At 40.0% G+C, this 19,064-nt stretch carries 18 protein-coding genes; 5 read left to right on the forward strand and 13 right to left on the reverse strand.

All coding sequences use genetic code 11. The features are described from left to right. Positions 1-188 precede the first annotated feature (188 nt). On the reverse strand, positions 189-665 hold the full coding sequence (locus EGC82_RS00695) for a glutamyl-tRNA reductase (RefSeq protein WP_124729066.1): 477 nt from the start codon (positions 663-665) through the stop codon (positions 189-191). 269 nt (positions 666-934) lie between these two features. On the opposite strand from EGC82_RS00695, the gene EGC82_RS00700 reads away from it, so the two are divergent. Next, a complete protein-coding gene (locus EGC82_RS00700; RefSeq protein ID WP_124729067.1) occupies positions 935-2,302 on the forward strand; it encodes a sigma-54 interaction domain-containing protein in 1,368 nt (455 codons plus the stop codon). A 15-nt stretch (positions 2,303-2,317) separates the two neighbouring features. Here the strand turns inward: EGC82_RS00700 and EGC82_RS00705 are convergent, their stop codons facing one another. The 10 genes from EGC82_RS00705 to EGC82_RS00750 form a co-directional block, all read right to left on the reverse strand. After that, the gene (locus EGC82_RS00705; protein WP_124729068.1) at positions 2,318-3,970 is read right to left on the reverse strand and encodes a diacylglycerol kinase family protein; all 1,653 of its coding nucleotides are present in this window, start codon (positions 3,968-3,970) and stop codon (positions 2,318-2,320) included. A 172-nt stretch (positions 3,971-4,142) separates the two neighbouring features. Beyond that, positions 4,143-4,337: a hypothetical protein gene (locus EGC82_RS00710; RefSeq protein WP_124729069.1), complete on the reverse strand. Its 195-nt coding sequence runs from the start codon at positions 4,335-4,337 to the stop codon at positions 4,143-4,145. Between the two features lie 80 nt (positions 4,338-4,417). Beyond that, positions 4,418-4,594: a DUF1328 domain-containing protein gene (locus tag EGC82_RS00715; RefSeq protein ID WP_124729070.1), complete on the reverse strand. Its 177-nt coding sequence runs from the start codon at positions 4,592-4,594 to the stop codon at positions 4,418-4,420. A gap of 331 nt (positions 4,595-4,925) precedes the next feature. Next, positions 4,926-6,143 carry an organoarsenical effux MFS transporter ArsJ gene (gene arsJ, locus EGC82_RS00720; protein WP_124729071.1) on the reverse strand — a complete coding sequence of 406 codons (1,218 nt, stop codon included), beginning with the start codon at positions 6,141-6,143 and terminating at the stop codon, positions 4,926-4,928. 5 nt (positions 6,144-6,148) lie between these two features. Further along, positions 6,149-7,159 (reverse strand): ArsJ-associated glyceraldehyde-3-phosphate dehydrogenase, encoded by a 1,011-nt coding sequence (locus EGC82_RS00725; RefSeq protein ID WP_124729072.1) that lies wholly within the window; start codon positions 7,157-7,159, stop codon positions 6,149-6,151. Between the two features lie 82 nt (positions 7,160-7,241). Then, positions 7,242-8,063, reverse strand: a complete 822-nt coding sequence (locus EGC82_RS00730; protein WP_124729073.1) for a metalloregulator ArsR/SmtB family transcription factor — start codon at positions 8,061-8,063, stop codon at positions 7,242-7,244. 121 nt (positions 8,064-8,184) lie between these two features. After that, positions 8,185-9,780, reverse strand: a complete 1,596-nt coding sequence (locus EGC82_RS00735) for a nicotinate phosphoribosyltransferase (RefSeq protein ID WP_124729074.1) — start codon at positions 9,778-9,780, stop codon at positions 8,185-8,187. A gap of 10 nt (positions 9,781-9,790) precedes the next feature. Beyond that, positions 9,791-10,645, reverse strand: coding sequence for a ribose-phosphate diphosphokinase (gene prs, locus EGC82_RS00740; RefSeq protein WP_124729075.1), 855 nt, complete (start codon positions 10,643-10,645; stop codon positions 9,791-9,793). A gap of 150 nt (positions 10,646-10,795) precedes the next feature. Further along, positions 10,796-11,722 (reverse strand): NAD(+)/NADH kinase, encoded by a 927-nt coding sequence (locus EGC82_RS00745; RefSeq protein WP_124729076.1) that lies wholly within the window; start codon positions 11,720-11,722, stop codon positions 10,796-10,798. Further along, complete coding sequence (locus EGC82_RS00750) at positions 11,719-12,744, reverse strand: SPFH domain-containing protein (protein WP_124729077.1); 1,026 nt, start codon at positions 12,742-12,744, stop codon at positions 11,719-11,721. The genes EGC82_RS00745 and EGC82_RS00750 overlap by 4 nt, the downstream gene beginning before the upstream one ends. Before the next feature lie 141 nt (positions 12,745-12,885). Here EGC82_RS00750 and EGC82_RS00755 point away from each other — a divergent pair, with 141 nt between their 5' ends. Next, positions 12,886-13,584 (forward strand): NUDIX hydrolase, encoded by a 699-nt coding sequence (locus EGC82_RS00755; RefSeq protein WP_124729078.1) that lies wholly within the window; start codon positions 12,886-12,888, stop codon positions 13,582-13,584. A gap of 10 nt (positions 13,585-13,594) precedes the next feature. Beyond that, positions 13,595-14,047, forward strand: coding sequence for a 5' nucleotidase, NT5C type (locus tag EGC82_RS00760; protein WP_124729079.1), 453 nt, complete (start codon positions 13,595-13,597; stop codon positions 14,045-14,047). Positions 14,048-14,654: 607 nt separating this feature from the next. Here the strand turns inward: EGC82_RS00760 and EGC82_RS00765 are convergent. Together EGC82_RS00765 and EGC82_RS21415 are read right to left on the reverse strand one after the other, a co-directional pair. Further along, a complete protein-coding gene (locus EGC82_RS00765; protein WP_244212512.1) occupies positions 14,655-16,220 on the reverse strand; it encodes a DEAD/DEAH box helicase in 1,566 nt (521 codons plus the stop codon). Next, positions 16,207-16,998: a TOTE conflict system archaeo-eukaryotic primase domain-containing protein gene (locus EGC82_RS21415; protein WP_244212513.1), complete on the reverse strand. Its 792-nt coding sequence runs from the start codon at positions 16,996-16,998 to the stop codon at positions 16,207-16,209. The genes EGC82_RS00765 and EGC82_RS21415 overlap by 14 nt, the downstream gene beginning before the upstream one ends. 121 nt (positions 16,999-17,119) lie before the next feature. Between EGC82_RS21415 and EGC82_RS00770 the strand changes: the two genes are divergently transcribed. Together EGC82_RS00770 and EGC82_RS00775 are read left to right on the forward strand one after the other, a co-directional pair. Further along, positions 17,120-17,743, forward strand: a complete 624-nt coding sequence (locus EGC82_RS00770; RefSeq protein ID WP_124729080.1) for a DUF6088 family protein — start codon at positions 17,120-17,122, stop codon at positions 17,741-17,743. Next, positions 17,740-18,735, forward strand: coding sequence for a nucleotidyl transferase AbiEii/AbiGii toxin family protein (locus tag EGC82_RS00775; RefSeq protein WP_244212514.1), 996 nt, complete (start codon positions 17,740-17,742; stop codon positions 18,733-18,735). Before EGC82_RS00770 ends, EGC82_RS00775 begins: the two co-directional genes overlap by 4 nt. The last annotated feature ends 329 nt before the right edge of the window (positions 18,736-19,064 follow it).

The raw sequence follows: 19,064 nt of genomic DNA on the forward strand, positions 1-19,064 counted from the left end.
TTACTTATATCTAAACAAACGTTAACAGTAACCTTATCGGACTTTTTTACCGACACTAGGTAAATTTGTCCTCATTACGATTCGCAATGACTTAACGGCTATTGGAATAAAAGGTGACCCCGCCAAAAGGACAATAAAAACCCCATGATAATAATTATTACCATGGGGTTTTTATTGTTAGCAGCAAGCTAAGTACTAACAATTGAGAGACTCTTCATAGTGTCGCAACTCATTTGTAGCCATGCAATACCTTCGGCCAGTTGCCCTGCCACACGCTGATTATTAGTTTTTTTAGCGGCATGCTTTAATTGGGTCAGGACTTGTTGCTCGGTTTCGACTAATACCGCGATCACTTGTTGCAGTGGTTGCTCATGGATTAATAACTCAGCCTTAGCATAGTATTTATATGACGATTGTTGGTAAAAGGTTTTACTTTCTATAGGCCTTACTTGACTGGGTTTCACCACATTCAGTAAGGGAGTTAAACGCGATAGCATACATTTTCTAATATCGCTCATATGGATAAAAACCCGTTTAATGTTGTAATCGTCGGCCTCTAATGTAGCTTGGGCATAAAATTGCTCACCTTCTTGACACAAATCAATAGCCTCATGCAATAGCCACACATCGGACTCAACTTGTTCGTCTCGAGTATATGATTTCAACGTAAATCCTCCTGTATTTAATAATTTTACTGGTACTTTGTTATATGGGTTGTGTAACATATAGGGGTACTGCACATCTAATTAAGCAAAAGCTAAACTGCAATCCCCCATATACATGGGCAAAATTTAATTAACCTAATAATTGTTAACGTTATTATAATTTGCCTAGGTTTGAGTTAATTGACTAACTACACAGAATGATCACCTTTGATTGTTATCGCAACATCGCAGGTAGACATTGGACTTAACACCACAGGGAGTGAATCGGTATGCCGCGTCCAACACTTTTTTACCATTTACATCGTCGCCAAGAAGGCGAAACACGACTCCTTGCCTTACCGAGCAGCCAGCACTTTAATAAGATTGCTAGCTCAGTTGATCAGCCATGGTTAGACCAAATTAAAAGTAACTCTATAGATGTTGCTATCGTTGAGCTGTCTCAATTAAGCCAACAAGAATACGCTGAGCTCGTTGACAGTTCATTAATGTCTGAAATTGAGTTTATCTTCTTAACCGAAGGTAAACCGAGTCCTAACTTAGACCATTTAATGTCAAAAATGGCGGGTTATCATTTCCGTCAACCTTACGATGCCGATATCATCAACGACACCTTAGAAGACTTTGCCCAAGACTTTAAATCGTACTCAACTAAGCTTAAACAGCCATTTTCAAGTGAACTCGACCAATATGGTTTATTGGTTGGCTCATCGCGTGCAATGCACAAGTTATATCGCACAGTTCGTAAAGTTGCCGTAACCGAAAGTAACGTACTCATTGTCGGTGAAAGTGGTGCCGGTAAAGAGCTGGTTGCTAATACTATCCACTTAGCCAGTTACCGAGTCGACAAGCCATTTATCGCCATTAACTGCGGCGCATTGAGCCCTGAACTGGTCGATAGCGAACTGTTTGGCCATGTAAAAGGTGCTTTTACCGGTGCTCATCGTGATCACCGCGGGGTATTCGAGCAAGCAGAAGGTGGTACCTTATTTCTTGATGAGGTCACCGAAATGCCGCTAGAACACCAGGTAAAACTATTACGCGTGCTCGAAAACCATGAATACCGCTCTGTTGGCTCACAACATCTTAAAAAAGCTAATATTCGTATTGTTGCTGCCACTAATCGCAATCCAACTGATGCTATTGATGCTGGACGTTTTCGTGAAGACTTATATTTTCGTTTAGCGCACTTTCCTATCCAGGTGCCACCATTACGTGACAGAGAACAAGACATAAGTGGGCTAGCACAGCATTTTTTAGCGTATCGTAATACTGCTGAAAAACTCACAAAAGCCTTCTCAGATGATGCACTTAACCTTATCCAACAACATAAATGGCCCGGTAATGTCCGCGAATTAAAACACGCGATTGAACGTGCATACATTCTGGCTGAAGACGAAATTTTACCTAGCCATATCACAGTGACACCTCTAGAACCTTCAACGGATCTGTTAACTGACGACGTACAAATACCTGCGGGCATGCGCCTAGATGAACTTGAAAAAGCAGCCATTTATCAGGCGCTTAATCAATCATCTGGCAATAAGAATGAAACAGCAAAACAGTTAGGTATTAGTGTTAAAACCCTTTATAACAAGTTAAGTAAATACGAAGACCAAACCAGTTCAGAAGAGCTATAACATCATCCCAAGTCATTAAATGTGTTTGTTCGCTTCAGGCAGCAATACATTTAGTGACTTGGGTTTGACCTTAATGCACAAATCCTCAGACTCAAATAACTCACCATCAATCACATATTTACACGACGAATCCGTGTTTAAATAAATTGTTTTAGCTTGTAAATGATGAATACCACTCTGTTGTTCCTCTTCACGTACGCCTGTTAAGCCAGCAAATAATAACTCGGTCATGCTCAATAATTGTTGCTGCGAGACTTCACTGGCTTCAATCCAAGTAATATCCAGTAAACCATCGGTAATATTGGGTTCACCATTACCTTGAGCTAATACACTGGTAAACGGTGCAGCATTAGCAACCACTAAACTGGTAGTGTTAATCACTTGAATATCACCACCATCAAGTTGTAATCTCATCGATAATGACTGGTTTTCATCTATCGCTTCCCACAAACCATTAAGGTAGGCAAGTTGCCCTAGTTCATTTTTGCGGTCGCGATCAGCCTTCTCTATCATTTTCTGCTCAAAGCCTAATCCCACCAGCAGCAACATTAGTTGATCATTGCACATGGCGGTGTCAATTCGCTTAGCATGTCCTTGAATCAAAATGTTAAGCGCTTGTGATACTGGAATAAATTTACTGGTTGCGCCAAACAAAGTGTGGCTAAGTGCATTGGTAGTACCCATTGGAATAATACCTAAGTAGATATCACTATCAACAATAACAGAGGCAACCTCATTAACAGTGCCATCGCCACCACAAGCGATAATAATATCTGCGCCCTTACTTTTGGCATGTTCGGCTAGTTGCACGCCAGACTTATCTTTAGCGGTATACAAAACCTCAAGCTGAAAATAATCCGCTAATGTTTGGATAATATGGTCTGCTTCATCATGCCACTTACCACCACCAGACACAGGGTTAACAATCAACCAAGCGCGTTTATGAATATTAATCTGGTTCTGACTATGCATTTTTTCGACCGCTGCTAACTGCCATTTATTTAACCGCGCGGTTTGACGAATACTATTGATGGATTTAAGCACATCACTAAAATCACGGCCTTGTTCACGACAAACTAAATAAGCCGCTAACACCAACACTGAACGTCCCCGACCTAACGCACAGTGCACAACCACATTTTTGCCGCTACTAACTTGGTTATGTAACCAATTAATAGCTTGATTCAGCTGTGCAACGGTAGGCACACTGTGATCCAATACGGGAATATTTAAATAAGCAATGTTCTCGTCAAGCAAAGTCCATTCAAGTGCATCAAACTCGGCAGTAACATCTAAGATAGCATCAATATTTTCATGCTTAAGTCGGTCTATATCGCTCGGAAATAATCGACAAGCGAGATACAACTGCTTATCAATTTTTTGTATTGCGGGGACTTTGTCATTTTTTCTCGCCCAGGTGTTATATAACTGGGAACCCATTAAAAAGGGAATAAAACTCCAACTGATATACCAAGGAATACTGCCATCTTGGCTTTTACGGAAAATACCTGCGCTATTAAACCAATAAGCTGAACTCACTAGCCCTAACGACAATGCAATCCACGCAAAAACAAGCTTAAGTAACACATAAGGAAGCGCCACACATAAGCACAAAGCTAATAACGCACCAACAGTATAATAATATTTAATATGGATACGGGTGAGCATTGTGGTCCTCCTTTTTATAAAAAAAGCAGCACATGCGTGCTGCTTAATACAATACTTTTCACTATAACTATCTAATCATACAGGGCCACTTACTAGAGCATTTCATCTTGATTACGTTAGTAAGTTTAATGGCCCTAAACCGATTAAATAGTTAATCTGATTGGCATAGTATTTAACAGTCAGGATCTTCTGACTTCATGCCTTCTTTCACATCTTCACAAGCATCTTCAACGGCATTACCAGCATCTTGCATCATTTCATCGACTTTCTCGCCAGCATTCTCGGCTTTGTTGTCTGTACATGCTGACAAACCAGCCGTTAAAAACACCATTAAACTTGCCATTGTTAGTAATTTTAATAATTTCATATTCATCTCCTGGATGATGGTTGTAGTCAAATAACGTTATATCGCTAACCTTACCTCTAATTGAGAGATCAGATTAACCACTATGCTCGGGGACCTTTACCTCTAATTGCATTGGCTAGTAATGAAATCACCAGCAGTACAACGAAGATAAAGAAAATAATTTTTGCGATCCCTGCTGCTGCACCAGCAATACCTGTAAAACCAAATAGACCTGCAATAACGGCTATAACTAAAAACATTAATGTCCAGCCCAACATAAAAACCTCCTTGGTGTACGGTTTACAATATGATGCGTGATGAACCAATCCTTTTGGTATAAACCTCATACCTAATTATCTAGAATTAACCATTGACACAACGATGTATGTTTTAACTAATGCCAACACCGTGCCAACATTGAAGATACAGCATAAGGCTTTGATTTTTAATGATTTTAAAATAAAACCAAAAATAGGTTATGGAAAAGCCACAGACTTGTAGGCAATTTTTACCGATTATCCGGTAAGAGTTTCAGATACTAGCGAACCAGCATCGAAATGAGTAAAGAAAAGGAGCAAAACATAAGCTCCGTCAGAATAACACAAGGCATTACACTGTATACGGAAGCTTAAATGATATTAATGTGGTAACAGCAATAAACCCACTCGATATCCACAAACAAGCTTCTAAACCGTATGTTTGATACACAAGACCCGAGAGTACAGTGCCAATAAGCCGTCCCATTGCGTTGGCCATGTAATAAAAGCCCACATCGAGTGACACACCATCATTGTCGGCATAGCTGATAATAAGGTAGCTGTGCAGCGATGAATTAATCGCAAACACTGCACCAAATAACATTAAGCCACCAATTAATGACTGCTGGATATAAAAATCAAAATGTAACGCCAATGCAATCGCGGCAGGGATAAGCAATAAATAACTAGCCCATAAAAAGGCTGAACGCCCTGTTGGAACCTTGCCTTGTGTTTTACCGGTAAAATACGGTGCAAAAGATTGTACTATGCCATAGCCAATCACCCAGCTGGCCATAAAGACACCTACCCACCAATGATCCCATTCAAACGTAACCGCTAAAAATACCGGTAATGCCACCACAAACCACACGTCACGAGCACCAAATAAGAACATCCGCGCAGCCGACAGCAGATTGATCGCTCGGCTTTTAGAAAAGATATCGGTAAATTTAGGTTTATTTTTTGCTTTGCCTAAATCCGCGGTTAAGCTCAATAAGCTGATAGCCCACACACAAGCTAACAAGGCTGCCATCAATAGCACTGCGCCGCGAAAATCTAATAATGTCAGTAGTAAACCACCCAAAAAGAAACCCACCCCTTTTAAGGCGTTTTTGGAGCCAGTAAGAATCGCCACCCACTGATACAACTTGCCTTGTGCATCGCTGGGCACCAGCATTTTAATCGCACTTTTGGCACTCATTTTATTGAGATCTTTGGCGATACCCGATAGGGCTTGCGCAGCCATCACGTAAACGATAGTTAGTATATCGGCAGGCACGGCTAACATAGTCAACGCCACAATTTGCAGCCCAAGACCAATATTCATGGTCTTGTTAAGGCCTAATTTAGCGCCTAACCACCCGCCAATAAGATTAGTCACTACGCCAAAAATCTCATAAAACAAAAACAACATCGCGATATTTAACGGGCTGTAACCCAATTGATGGAAATACAGCACCACCAACATACGCAAAGCGCCATCGGTTAAGGTAAACGCCCAGTAATTACTAGTGATCAGTAAATACTGCTTTATCGATGGTGATAAGGTACGCAATGAATCCAGCCCCATGAAGCTTATTCCTTATCTGCTAAGCCGACTTTGCGCGCGAGTTCTGCGGTACGGTTGGCATAACCCCATTCATTGTCGTACCACACATACAACTTAACCTGGGTGTCATTGACCACCATGGTCGATAACGCATCGATAATGCTTGAGCGCGGATCGGTTTTATAATCAACCGACACTAATGGACGTTCTTCATAGCCCATAATGCCCTTAAGCTCACTATCAGCGGCTTGCTTCAATAACAGGTTTACTTCTTCTACTGTGGTTCCGCGAGCCACTTCAAATACGCAATCGGTGAGCGACGCATTGGCTAACGGCACCCGTATCGCATGACCATTTAACTTACCTTTCAACTCTGGGAATATATGGGTAATCGCGGTAGCGGAACCGGTTGTTGTGGGGATTAAACTGATACCACAGGCACGGGCACGGCGTAAATCAGCGTGTGGGGCATCCAGAATGGTTTGGGTATTAGTGATGTCGTGAATTGTGGTCATTGAGCCATGCTTAATACCTATCTTTTCGTGGATAATTTTAACCACTGGCGCTAAACAGTTGGTGGTACAAGACGCCGCCGTCACAATCGGGTGAATCGCTTTATCATAAAGGCCATCATTTACGCCCATTACAATATTAAGCACGCCATCTTCTTTCACTGGTGCTGTCACCACGACACGCTTAACGCCTTGATCTAAATAGGCTTGCAACAATACCTTGGTTTTGATTTTACCCGACGCTTCAATCACTACATCGCATTGTGACCAATCGGTATCTTGAGTGGCTTTGTTTTGAGTACATGGAATAGCTTTGCCATTAATCACAATGGCATCGCCTTGATGAGTCGCCTCGTGATGCCAGCGCCCATGCACAGAATCAAAGGTCATTAAATGCGCTAAGGTAGCCGCGTCACCAGCAGGATCGTTAATATGTACAATTTCAACGTCGTCCCAATCGTACGCTGCACGCATTGATAAACGTCCCATACGGCCAAAACCGTTAATGCCTATTTTAATTGTCATGATATGTTCCATTAATTTAAAGTAAGTTGAACTAAATTTAAGCACTCAAGCATTATAGAGTTAACGCCAAAACTGAGATGAGTTAACGGCAGAAACTGACTTTATCAGGGCGGTTATTCATACGGTCTAATCGCTCAAGGTATGGCAAAATCAAGGCAATATTATTCTCTGTCGTTTGAGCGATAACGGACTTAACCCATAAAGGTAATGCTGAATTAATACGATAAAAAACCCACTGACCGTGTTTTCTGTCGCTTAGAATATTGGCCTTTTTCAATAAGGCTAAATTACGCGACACTTTAGGTTGGCTCTCTTCATCTAGCGCCGCCATTAACTCACATACACACAACTCACCATGATAATGGGTCAACATTAAGGTTTTTAGGCGAATATCATCGGTTAAGCACTTATAAAACGCGATGGGATCAACATCGGTTAGCGCCTCTTCGGCGAGCGGTTCAACTTCGATTGGTGTTTCCATCGTTGCAGTTGCAGACGCCTTACTTTCCACCAGCAAAAACATTGATAAGCGATTGTTAAGCTCGGTTAAAGTGCTGGAGAAAGGATGGTTACCTTTGCGCGTTTTAGGATCGGGGAAATCCCAGGCGAGTTGCTTACCAGCCCCAGGAAAACGGCGGCATTCGCTATTGGCTTTATCGCAAAGCGTAATCACGTAGTCAAAGGCTTGCCCTGCAAAGGTTTGCACGTTTTTAGACACTAAATGACTGGCGTCGACACCAAACTTCTGGATTGCGTCAATCGCTCTTGGGTCAACTTGCTCCGGCTCAGTACCGGCACTGAATACCTCAAATTGATCGGCGGCTTTGCTCCTTAATAACGCCTCAGCCATTTGTGAACGGGCAGAATTTCCAGTACACAAAAACAATACGCTTTTCTTTTTCATAGATGACGGGCTCAGCTGGGATCTTAAAAACATTGTATATATGAATATTTACATATACAAGATTGCAGCAATAAAAAAGCCTATTCAGGATAATGAATAGGCTTAATATTGGATATTATTATTAAATTTGGTCGTTAATCACTTGTCGTATTTGTTCAAGTGACGTTTCTTTCACTAATGTGCCATTTTCAAAAACAGTCTCAAGTAAACCTTGATCCTCTTCAATCTCTGTAACATCATCAAACAACACTAACTCACCATCAACGCGCTCGATTTTAAGTAAGCCTTTAGCTGATTTTTTCTTAGTATCTGTTTTAGGATCTTTAAATATCGCGACCCGCTCACCGTTTTTAACCACACTGGTTGCTTTAACTGCTGAGCCATGAGTATCACGGGTGACATACTGGTAGCTATACGAACCAATGCCTAAAACCACTTTAGACGCAAAGCCTTTATCCATTAAACGCTGTAATATTTGACGTTGGCGCGGTAATGTAATTGCGTCACCGTAAATAGCACCAATATGCTCATCAAGTAACTTAAAACCTTTGTCTGTGGTAGTGCCACCAAAAATATCCCAAAGGCATTCAATAAGCCCTTTGATTTCAAAATCCATTAAGCTAATGGTTTGCTCTTCTTCAAAAGCAAAATAGTTTCCATTCCAACGGTAAGCTTCATAACCATTGATAATGGCCTCTTTTTCAGCCTCATTTTGAGTATTAAACAGTTCTGCATAGTCAGAGACTGGAGAGACTTTATATCCGGTCAGAATTTTTACCGGATCACCTGAGTCAGGGCGGATAACTAATGTGCCTTCACGGGCCATGATCTCTTGCTTTAACTGAGGTAAATATTCCGTCACCAACGTCCAGAAGTCCCAAGTGTCAGACACCACACTCAATATTCCTTTTGGCGACTGTTCTTTCATCAAATATCTAAAGAACTCAATTTCGCCTTCCATGATCCAAGAACATGTCACCGAATGTTCAGTCGCATCAACAGAACAACCTACAAGCTCAGTATCAACGTTGGCCCCATAATATTTCTCAGCAAACAGTACAGCTGGAATGGTATCTGTACCGACTAAACCAGAAGCCAAATGACCAAAACCACTCATTGCCGCAGCTTGTTTACCAAACATGCCTCTAAAGCTGAAGTCATGCCCCTGAAAAGGCACAAAATCCATTGGTAACCCGGTTTTCGCTGCAAATTCTTTGAACACTTTTAAATAGGCTACTGACGTTGTTGCACTTGTTTGAATGGGCCAATTTTCACAACTCAACACGGTTTCAATCATGTTAGTTAACCACTGAAAACCTTCTTTGGTGTTAACAACAGTGATAGGTGGTACCAAATAAGGAACCAATGTACCTTCTGGTAACGCTTTAATTTTGAGTGGTAAATAACCTAAATCGTGAAGGTCTTCTAGATATTGAACATTAACGGGGTAACCTAACATCGCACTCAGAATGCGTTTATGATTGGCAACGGCAGAGGCTTTATCCACGTTAAAAAATTCAGCCCATTCGTCCTGTAAATAGCTTTTAATGAAGTACTGTAAACCCACAAAAGCAACTTTGTCGTTATTATCTACATTACTCAGCTTGCCACTTCTTGAGGTAAAGTTTGCATATACCTCAGTGACGTCTGGATGATAAGCACGGCTATGAAATTCTTTATAAACATCTTTTTGCATACTTGCAGCGGTAATAGTCATGAGGGTTTCCTTACATCTCGATGATGTGTAACTTTATGCTTTTATTTTGTGTAAACTCTTCTGCGGGTTTAAACGAATCTGTGGTGTAAATCGTATCGATTAACCCTTCAAACACATCTAAGCCTTTTGAGAAAATACCGTGGGTAATAAACAATGAAACTTCAATAGCGCCTTTATCTCTTAGGACCTTAGCAAGTTCAATAAAAGTACGTCCGCCATCACAAATGTCATCTGCAATCAGCACTTTTTTGCCTTGAACGTCACCTAAGATTTCGGTACTGATAATGTCACCACTTTTAAGATCTCGAATTTTCTGAGCTTGAATAACCTCAGGCTCGCCCTTAAATGCTTCAGCAATTTTTATCGTTTTTTTGCTGGCCCCAGCATCAGGAGAAATAAGTGTTAACTCTCCCGTGGCTAGGCGTTGGCATAATGCTTCGTAGCGCATAAGCAATGACAATTGAGGAATATTAATGACTCGGTGTAATAGCGCTGGAGATACGTCACTATGAGCATCCCATATTGTGACTTTAGAAAAATTAAGTTGATTGATAAAGTTTGCCATAACAGAAGCACCTAATGCTTCTCCTTCGACACAGACTCTATCTTGGCGAGCATAAGGGAAATAAGGGATAACGAGTTCAATTGGGATACTGTCATTTGACAGTCTTCTTAGTGCATCGACTGCCACCATTAATTTTACAATTTGAGATGAACTGGTTAAACGAGCAAAAATTTCGATTTTTACTGACGTTAATATCTCTTCTATATTAAAGCGGATATGCTCTTCACCGCCAGAAAAAGTAAAAGTGTCATAGTTAAATACCGTTTTATTTCCTGATACATCGTGACTAAATACATTCATGTTAACTCCCTTTAATATAGTGTCTGTAGGACACTATTGAATATAACAAAGACGCTAATCTTAAGCAAGGTGTTTGTGTCAGTGAGACACTATTTTTGGTGTATAAGGAAAAAGAGTAACAGCTAATTCAACTAACTGATATTAAAAAAATTACTCTTTTTTAATCAAATGGCCAACACGTGAACTCATTGAAATATAGGCAACGACACCTGCATTGAACTCAATGGCGTCTTGTTCAATACCATCTGAAAATATCACTCCGTTTTCAGGCATTTTTGATGCCATAGAAAAACCAGATTGATTTGAAATTTGACCAAAAACGAGTTCGCAACCGGTTTTAATTGAAGGAAATGGCTCCCTAACGGAGTAATAGAGATATGGGCTTGCCCACGGAAAACCGTTTGTAAGCTCATCCTGAATAGGTTGCTTTGCGATACCTCTTGCACCTGCCAGAATACTTTTAAACCAACCCGTAGAACCCAAGCCGGTACTGATGATCACACCGCTTGAACTTTGCTCTTCATGTTGCTCATTAATGGATAATGTATAACGTGCAGATGAATGTGTTTTCGGACCAATAAATATATCGTTTACGGCTAAAAGCGTCTGGCCTAAATTGGTGTTCACTTCTGCCATAGAAATATTGTCAGTGGTGACAGCACCGCTTAAGGTTTGTAAAACAATATCTTTTAGCTCCCCTATCAAAAAAGGTAGCAGTTTACCTTCATACACTGATGGCATGGGGTTAATCGCAATAACGGGTTGTCCATTGAGATACTTCAAAGTATTCGCGACCAAACCATCTTGTCCAATCACTATAACAATGTCGTCTGGTGAAAATAGGTAAGTAGACAATACACTTCGTTCAAGTAATTGTACGCGGCTAATCGTTTTAAGATAATCAACAGCAATATTGATGACCTTAGTGTAAAGATGATTTTCTTCTTCGTAATCGGTAAATGACTCACCTAAATGCTCAATATAAAACTTAGCTTGGCCTAAAGTACAATATTTTTGCTTAAGCTCTTCAAGCCGAGTTTTGCGAGTCACGACCACCATTTTTCGGTTTGAAATCATCCGCGGCTCCCATCTTGTCGATTAGTTAACGCCAATAATAAATCAGGTGAGAGATTTAGATTGCCAATCTTATTGTCCCCTTGAGTCAAGTTTTCGATTGCCTGCGCAATCAATTGCTCTGGCTTCATGCCACTCATACTCATGACTTTAAGCTTTTCAATATCAATATTTTGATAGGCTTGCATCTGCACTTGTATTTTATAGGCTTGCACATCTCCACGCGCTCTTTCGTTTGCAGCATTAATGGTAACTAACTGCTCTAATTGCTTCTCATCTTCTATTTGAGCTTGGATGGTTTCTTGATTAATTTTAAATTGTTGTTGCTTGCGAAGTCGCGCGGCTTCTAACTTCGATGTTTCAAGATCTTGCTGTTTCTTTTGAATCGCTTTTTCTGTCTCTAGCTCAGACTCTTTAACACTCTTTTCTTGCTCAATACTGGCTAGACGTCTTGCATAGATTGCTGAATCGGCTTCTTTCAACAAACTTTCTCTAATTTCCGCCTCTAGTGCCTTGCCTGTTTCTGGCGTTGGTTTGATTGCGGTGAGTGATACATCCGTAATCCCAACCCCTAAACTCGTAATAGCGTCAATACTAGCCAATCCTTGCTTAAGGTCTAACGTCAGCTGTCGAGCGCATGTTAATGCATTTTTTAATGTCATGGATTCAATATGATTACGCAGTAACACTTGTACTGCTCGCTGAACACGTTCGTCTAATTTTTTAGGGTCATCAGAAACATACTGCCCTGTAGGCTCAATAGTAAAATTGAGCATTTTTGCTGCCTCACGTGGTTTTTCAATCCGATAAGTAATTTGTCCCTGAAGACTTAACTCTTGGAAGTCTGCCGTTTGTAGTCTGAAGACAAAAGGAAGTTCCTTACTGTTACTTGGAATAGCTACCAATGATGAGCTTGGCGCATAGTAGAAAAAACTGACTCCTACGCCTTCTTGAATAACATTGCCTTTTTTAAATAGCATCAAGTGTGTAGATGGATCTGCTTTTATATATTTTAAACCAAACATAACAACCTCCTATTAATGTCTCTTTGACACAATTATTATTGTCCCAGGGACATTATTGTGTCAATGTTTATTTTTAATTGACGAAACACTGGCGAATCATTAATGTGTCGTAAAGACATAAAGAGGTTGTGATAAATAGAAATGACTGAAGAATACGATATCAACCAGTTCAAAAACCCATTATTTACCGTAGATAGTGTGCTATTTACCGTAAAAGATGCGGCATTAAAAGTGCTTATGGTAAAGCGTGCTAACCAACCATTTATAGGTTGCTGGGGATTACCTGGCGGGTTTGTTGATATTGATATTGATGATACAACGGATAAAACCGCACTGAGAAAGCTAAAAGAAAAAACCAGTATTGCGCCACCTTACATTGAACAACTACAGGCATTTTCAAGTAGCGATAGAGATCCAAGAGGATTCAGCGTTACCTTGGTTTATTTTGCATTAATTGCTGAACAAGATGTGTCATCGCATATAGACACGGTTGAAGACGTGCAGTGGATTGATGTTAATCAATTAAAAAGCTTATCCATTGCTTTTGACCATCAATACATTATTGAGCAAGCGCAACTGCGCCTTCAACAAAAAGCATTATATTCCATGGTCCCCGTATACTGCTTGCCTGAATATTTTACGATTGGACAACTCAAAACCGTTATTGAAACAATTATCGGTAAATCGATTCAACGTAAGAGCTTAATTCGTCGTATTGAAGCTTCTGAAATGTTTGCAACGATAGATGAAAAAGTTAAATCCGGTGGCCGTTTAGCCCAACTTTATAAAATTAAACCGGATGTAGACATTGTTAACTTTGAGCGGAATTTAAGTGTTTAAGGATAAGACAATGCTTATATACATCGACATGGATGATGTTCTCTGTGATTATACCGCCGCTTTTCATCAAGCTATTAATCTGACACCATCCATTGCATTTCCGCAGTCACAATATGGTTTTTACGCAAATCTAACACCTATAATAGGTGCTGTCGAAAGTGTAAATGCCCTGATCAAATCTGAAAAGTTTGACCCTTATATTCTCACTGCCCCATCGAACAGAAACCCGCTGTCATATACAGAAAAACGAGTATGGATAGAAAAATATTTTGGCATCGCCTTCACTGAAAAGTTAATTATCTGCGCGAATAAAAGTCTTCTAAAAGGGGATATATTGATAGATGATCAATTAAGTGGCAGAGGACAAGATAAGTTTGATGGGCAATTAATACATTTTGGATCGACAGCATACCCAAACTGGAAAAGCATCATGAATACACTCACGCAACACAATTTTAGCTAGGCATAATAACAAATAAGTTAGCTAACAAGACATACCTTACAGTTCTTGCCCATTTAGATAAACAAGTATTGTCTGGCTGTATTATCATTACAAAAAACTCTAATCGACAACAGTCGTTTAGCGTTCAACGATGTTGAAACCCCAAATGAATCTCTACACATAAACGGCATTAATGCTTATCTAGTCAATCCAACGCTAATGACCACAAAACCTGTAAGCGCGTAATTAGAGCGAAGACAAAGTAAGGCTGCAGGCCAGGGCGAGATCGCGAACGTTTTACGAACAGATTCAGTATTTTTTTAAAACTACATTTGTTCAGGACGTTATCACTTCATGTGTGATTGGAAGTGGTTCTGTAATGATACTATTCATTGTGAACAAAAAACGTACATTCATGCGATTACCCTGGACTGCAGGCCTTGCTACTGGACGGCAATATTTAGCACTTTAATGAAATTATAGCGAAGATAATCATAAGTCACTGTTAACAGATGACAATTAACACATACTTGTTGCTTTTAGTGATTTACAAAGTAAAGCGTTAACAAACTCGAGATTATTGAAATATTATCTGTATATTTTTAAATTACGATGCTTACAAATTGACCTATAAATCAAAAACGAGTTTAGCCTGAAGCAAATCACCGCTTTTCTCGGTAATGCTATACCCCAAAGCAGCATAACCCTTAGCTCTCTTCTGATACATTCTGTTAAGCATAGGTAAAGCAGAGTCTAGATAGTCAAACACGACTACTTTATCTTTACCTGCAAACTGCCTTTGTATTCGACCAACATATTGAATAAGCGAACCTTTCCAAGAGATAGGCAATACAAGAAACAAAGTATCTAACTTTGGCAAGTCAAATCCTTCACCAATATACTTTCCTGTTGCCACGATGACTTGAGTGTCATTAATTGTCGCCATTACACTATCTCGCTCTTTAATGCCCATTGCACCACGCAAGAGCGAAAAGCTAATCTTATTTTTTAACAATAAATCACCTAATATCTCAGCATGTTCCCGCCGCTCAGTTAGGATGATAGGATGCCTTTGTTGCGAAACAGCCATTAACACATCAGAAATAATAAGGGCATTTCTCTTATCATCATTCATCAACCAACGATAAACATCTGCTATATGTGGACGACTATCTTCATCTAATAGTTCTGATGGCAATTCTGATTGTAACTTTGTGAGCTTAACTTGTTGAATAAACTTACTCTCTTCATTCGCCACTACATGCCTTATTGGTCCGGCCTGCATAAAGATTATCGGCTGATGACCATCCTGACGATTCGGAGTAGCAGTGATCCCTAAGATATATTTTGCATGAACCTCATTCAGCAACCTTTCGTAGTTGGGTGCTGAAATATGATGGCATTCATCAATGATGACTTGACCATAATCATACAACAACGGTGCGATAGTATTATCTTTGCGGTTAATCAAGCTCTGGTAAGTCGCGATATCAATTTGCCCTGTTGGTTTTCGTTTACCACTGCCTATTGAACCCACATCGCAACCGTCAAGAAATGCCGTTAAACGCTCTTTCCATTGATCCAATAACTGTCGGCTGTGGACTAAAATAAGAGTATTTACTTTGCGTCGATGGATTAGACCAATTGCGGTGATTGTTTTACCAAATGCCGTTGGTGCATGAAGTATACCTGTGTCATGCTTTGTCAATACAGCAACAGCTTTCTTCTGATCAGACCTCAACTCACCATTAAAAGTTAATCCCATCAGGCGCACTCCCAGTTTACGTTTATCATCCAACTCTATTTCAATCATATTGTCTTGGAGTAAACGTAACACCTCATCAAAACAACCTCGAGGCAATGATAAATAGCCATTATCTAATTCTGCTAAGCAAATAAAGCGCGGGATCCCATTGGTAGAAAAACGTAAAGCTTGAGTTTTAAAAAAGACTGGATTTGAGAAGCTAGCAATTCGCTTTAGTTTTGCCAACAAAGGTTGCGGTAATTCAGTAATGTTCACATATATGCGATTTGCTAACACTAATACTAGTTTTTTGGGGCAGCCACTAATCGACTCTGATTTTGTTGAATAATTTAATTCCCAAGGTTTCCTACTTGAATCAGACTTCAACTCAGGTGTGTCTATCACAATCGCGTTTAATTGTTGTTTAGTCACCTTTTTAATAGAGGTCAAATATTGCCCACTGATCAGCATATGGCATTAAGTTTTCATTAATAAATACACTATTAGCTTGCTGACGAGGAGTATATTGCAAAGGAAGTGCAATTAAGTTACCAAACCCTCCAATCGGTAAAAAATCCTGATTAGGAAAAAGTCGGTCATAAGACTCAAATGAAATTCCTGCATGAAACTCCATCGCTTTATCGAGCAATGTAAAACCTAGTTGTCTAGCACCTTTCGCTGATACTGGTGATTCAAAAAACACCCATACATGTGCTCCATTGCCTGAGCGAGATCGCTCCACACTACAAGAGATATTCAGTTCATTACACGCTTTTCTAAAAGCTTGCACTGCGACTTGCCAATCTGACTTATCAAAATCAGCAGCAAGCAACCAACAAGAATTATCCTCTAAAAGTGGGTATAAACCTACAGTCTGTTTACCTGAAAGGTGGCCGTATATGGCGCTTTGGTCTAACAACTTAAATGCTTGATTAACACATTCTGTACATTTTACTTTAGGTTTAAAGCATATGCCTTGTTGCCATTCATTATGGCAACTAACCGAGTAGCCGCCACGTCCTTCCTTACTTTGCCAGCGATTAGCATAAATATCTTTTCGTCCACGAAAAAGTCCCATATAGATATCTATCTTCTGAGCAGTGTTTAAGCGTAACACCGTAAGATTAGAGTTCAGCAAAGCTGAGCGTCTTGCGAGCAAGATTTGTCGCTCACTTTCTAGTTCAGAAAGTCTTTTATCTATAATTTCTAGTTCAGTATTTGAAGACATAACCCTTAGCACCCCAACCCCATTGTGACTTGATTAATTCTGACACAAATATAGCTACAAACCTTATTTTAACTGGAGTACAATTAAAGCACACCCATTACATCTTGTCAGGATATTAACAGTGTCTGTTTCAGCGTTAGTTGCCAATAGATTATCTCGAATGAAACGAGGAGTTCCATTTTCCATAGAGAGTTTTTACTCTCTAGGCACTACGACATCTGTTCAAAAGGCGATGAGCCGATTAACCAAGGAAGGGCAAGTTGCTCGTGTAGCAAAAGGCATTTATTCCCGCCCAAAACCCTTGACCAGTATTCCCTCTATTCAAATTACAGCAAAAGCTGAAGAAGTAGCGAAGACATGGGCGCGGAGTAACAAGTATAAAATAACCCCTCAAGGGCTAGAAGTGGCTTATCGGCTCGGTATGCAAACTCAGGCACCAGTTAAAACCGTATATTGGACAACAGGACCATCTCGTGAGTTTCACGTCGGCAATGAAGTTGTCCAAGTAAAACACACGACTGAAACCAAGTTGCAGTGGATAAACAAACCTGAGGGAGCCTTATTTAGAGGGTTACTTTCCCTTTCGCCTGAACACACCCCAGTATCTACCTTGCTGATGGCTATAAAACGCTTAAATTTACAAGAAAAAGAAGCTGTTAGGGTTATTAGAAAATTGAGTAATAGTCCTGCATTAGTAATATGGAAATCTAAATTAAATCAGCTAGAAAACAGTCTTCAATCATGAGTATTTTTGACCTGTACGCCGATAAATCTAAACATGAAGACCTTGCAAACATGTTTTCATATGCCGCCCAACAACATGAGCATGGTTTAGTCGCTAACTTTTTGGAAAAAGATATCTGGGTTACTGAAATTCTTCGCCTACTATACGACGAAAAGTTACTCGGTGACTGCTCGGTAGCATTTAAAGGTGGAACAGCACTCAGTAAATGCTGGGGCGCTATTGAGCGTTTCTCCGAAGATATTGATTTATCGATTCATTGGGCTGATCTGTCTGGATTGTCAGAAGATGATGAGCTTGCAGCATGGCAAAAGAGCATTCTAAGCAAGAGCCAAAATAAGAAGTTTAGAGATGAACAACAGAAACGTCTTATGCAGTGGAGCAACGACTTAGTTGAAAAGCTGAATCATCGTCTTGCACAGTACAACATAGAAGGACTGTCTGCCGAGCTTGAACCAGACTCACATGGTGAAAAAATTGATATCCATTTTCCACGTGTAACCCACAGCGATAATGACTACCAGCTTGATCATATATTATTGGAATTTGGCGGTAGAAACAGAGGTAAGCCAACTGAAATCATCGATGTTGATTGTTATATGGATAGCATTCCTGATTTCACATCACTAGTATTACCAAAAGCTAGCGTAATGGCATATCAGAGGGATTTTATTCTCTGGGAGAAATTAACGGCATTACACCAATTTTCAACCCAAGAAAAAGCCCCCAACCCAAATAGACTCGCTCGACATTGGTACGATGTCGATTGCCTTCTAAATATGGACTTTGCCGATCCCCTCAATACATCAGAAGCCATGCTAGCCGTTATCGAAATGAAAAAGCACCGATGGGCCAGCCCTGGAGTTGATTACGAAGAGATACTTCAAGGCGAACTAAAACTGATCCCAGAAACTAAAAGATTAGCGGATATTGCACAAGATCATGCCGAGGCCGTAGCTGGCGGTATGTTTTTTTACCACTCCAGATCTATTTGACGCCATAGTTACACGGCTTGAAGCAACACAAAAAAGATTTAATCGACATATCAAGTCATTGTTGTAGGAAGCCCACATAGAATTAAAAGCACAACTAACTCAAGAATTGCTCTTCATACTGGCAAACAATTCCATCCGACTCATCTAGCTCATTTCCCAACTCAGCATTAAGTTCTGCATTACTCAATCCGTTTCAAAGCTAGCTTATGCTCGGCAGAATTAGATATCTTATTTGCCGTCAAAATTTCCCTAATAACGATACACATATCTGAGCTATCTTTGAGAAAAATCGCTTTATCCTCATCTATAACTTCAAAAATATTATCGAA

This window comes from Shewanella livingstonensis (assembly GCF_003855395.1).
Taxonomy (GTDB): Bacteria; Pseudomonadota; Gammaproteobacteria; order Enterobacterales; family Shewanellaceae; genus Shewanella; species Shewanella livingstonensis.

Excerpts from the sequence above, each read along its gene's own strand:
- EGC82_RS00700 (WP_124729067.1), top strand. The coding sequence starts at position 935 with ATGCCGCGTCCAACACTTTTTTACCATTTACATCGTCGCCAAGAAGGC.
- EGC82_RS00705 (WP_124729068.1), bottom strand. The coding sequence starts at position 3,970 with ATGCTCACCCGTATCCATATTAAATATTATTATACTGTTGGTGCGTTA.
- EGC82_RS00710 (WP_124729069.1), bottom strand. The coding sequence starts at position 4,337 with ATGAAATTATTAAAATTACTAACAATGGCAAGTTTAATGGTGTTTTTA.
- EGC82_RS00715 (WP_124729070.1), bottom strand. The coding sequence starts at position 4,594 with ATGTTGGGCTGGACATTAATGTTTTTAGTTATAGCCGTTATTGCAGGT.
- arsJ (WP_124729071.1), bottom strand. The coding sequence starts at position 6,143 with ATGGGGCTGGATTCATTGCGTACCTTATCACCATCGATAAAGCAGTAT.
- EGC82_RS00725 (WP_124729072.1), bottom strand. The coding sequence starts at position 7,159 with ATGACAATTAAAATAGGCATTAACGGTTTTGGCCGTATGGGACGTTTA.
- EGC82_RS00730 (WP_124729073.1), bottom strand. The coding sequence starts at position 8,063 with ATGAAAAAGAAAAGCGTATTGTTTTTGTGTACTGGAAATTCTGCCCGT.
- EGC82_RS00735 (WP_124729074.1), bottom strand. The coding sequence starts at position 9,780 with ATGACTATTACCGCTGCAAGTATGCAAAAAGATGTTTATAAAGAATTT.
- prs (WP_124729075.1), bottom strand. The coding sequence starts at position 10,645 with ATGAATGTATTTAGTCACGATGTATCAGGAAATAAAACGGTATTTAAC.
- EGC82_RS00745 (WP_124729076.1), bottom strand. The coding sequence starts at position 11,722 with ATGATTTCAAACCGAAAAATGGTGGTCGTGACTCGCAAAACTCGGCTT.
- EGC82_RS00750 (WP_124729077.1), bottom strand. The coding sequence starts at position 12,744 with ATGTTTGGTTTAAAATATATAAAAGCAGATCCATCTACACACTTGATG.
- EGC82_RS00755 (WP_124729078.1), top strand. The coding sequence starts at position 12,886 with ATGACTGAAGAATACGATATCAACCAGTTCAAAAACCCATTATTTACC.
- EGC82_RS00760 (WP_124729079.1), top strand. The coding sequence starts at position 13,595 with ATGCTTATATACATCGACATGGATGATGTTCTCTGTGATTATACCGCC.
- EGC82_RS21415 (WP_244212513.1), bottom strand. The coding sequence starts at position 16,998 with ATGTCTTCAAATACTGAACTAGAAATTATAGATAAAAGACTTTCTGAA.
- EGC82_RS00775 (WP_244212514.1), top strand. The coding sequence starts at position 17,740 with ATGAGTATTTTTGACCTGTACGCCGATAAATCTAAACATGAAGACCTT.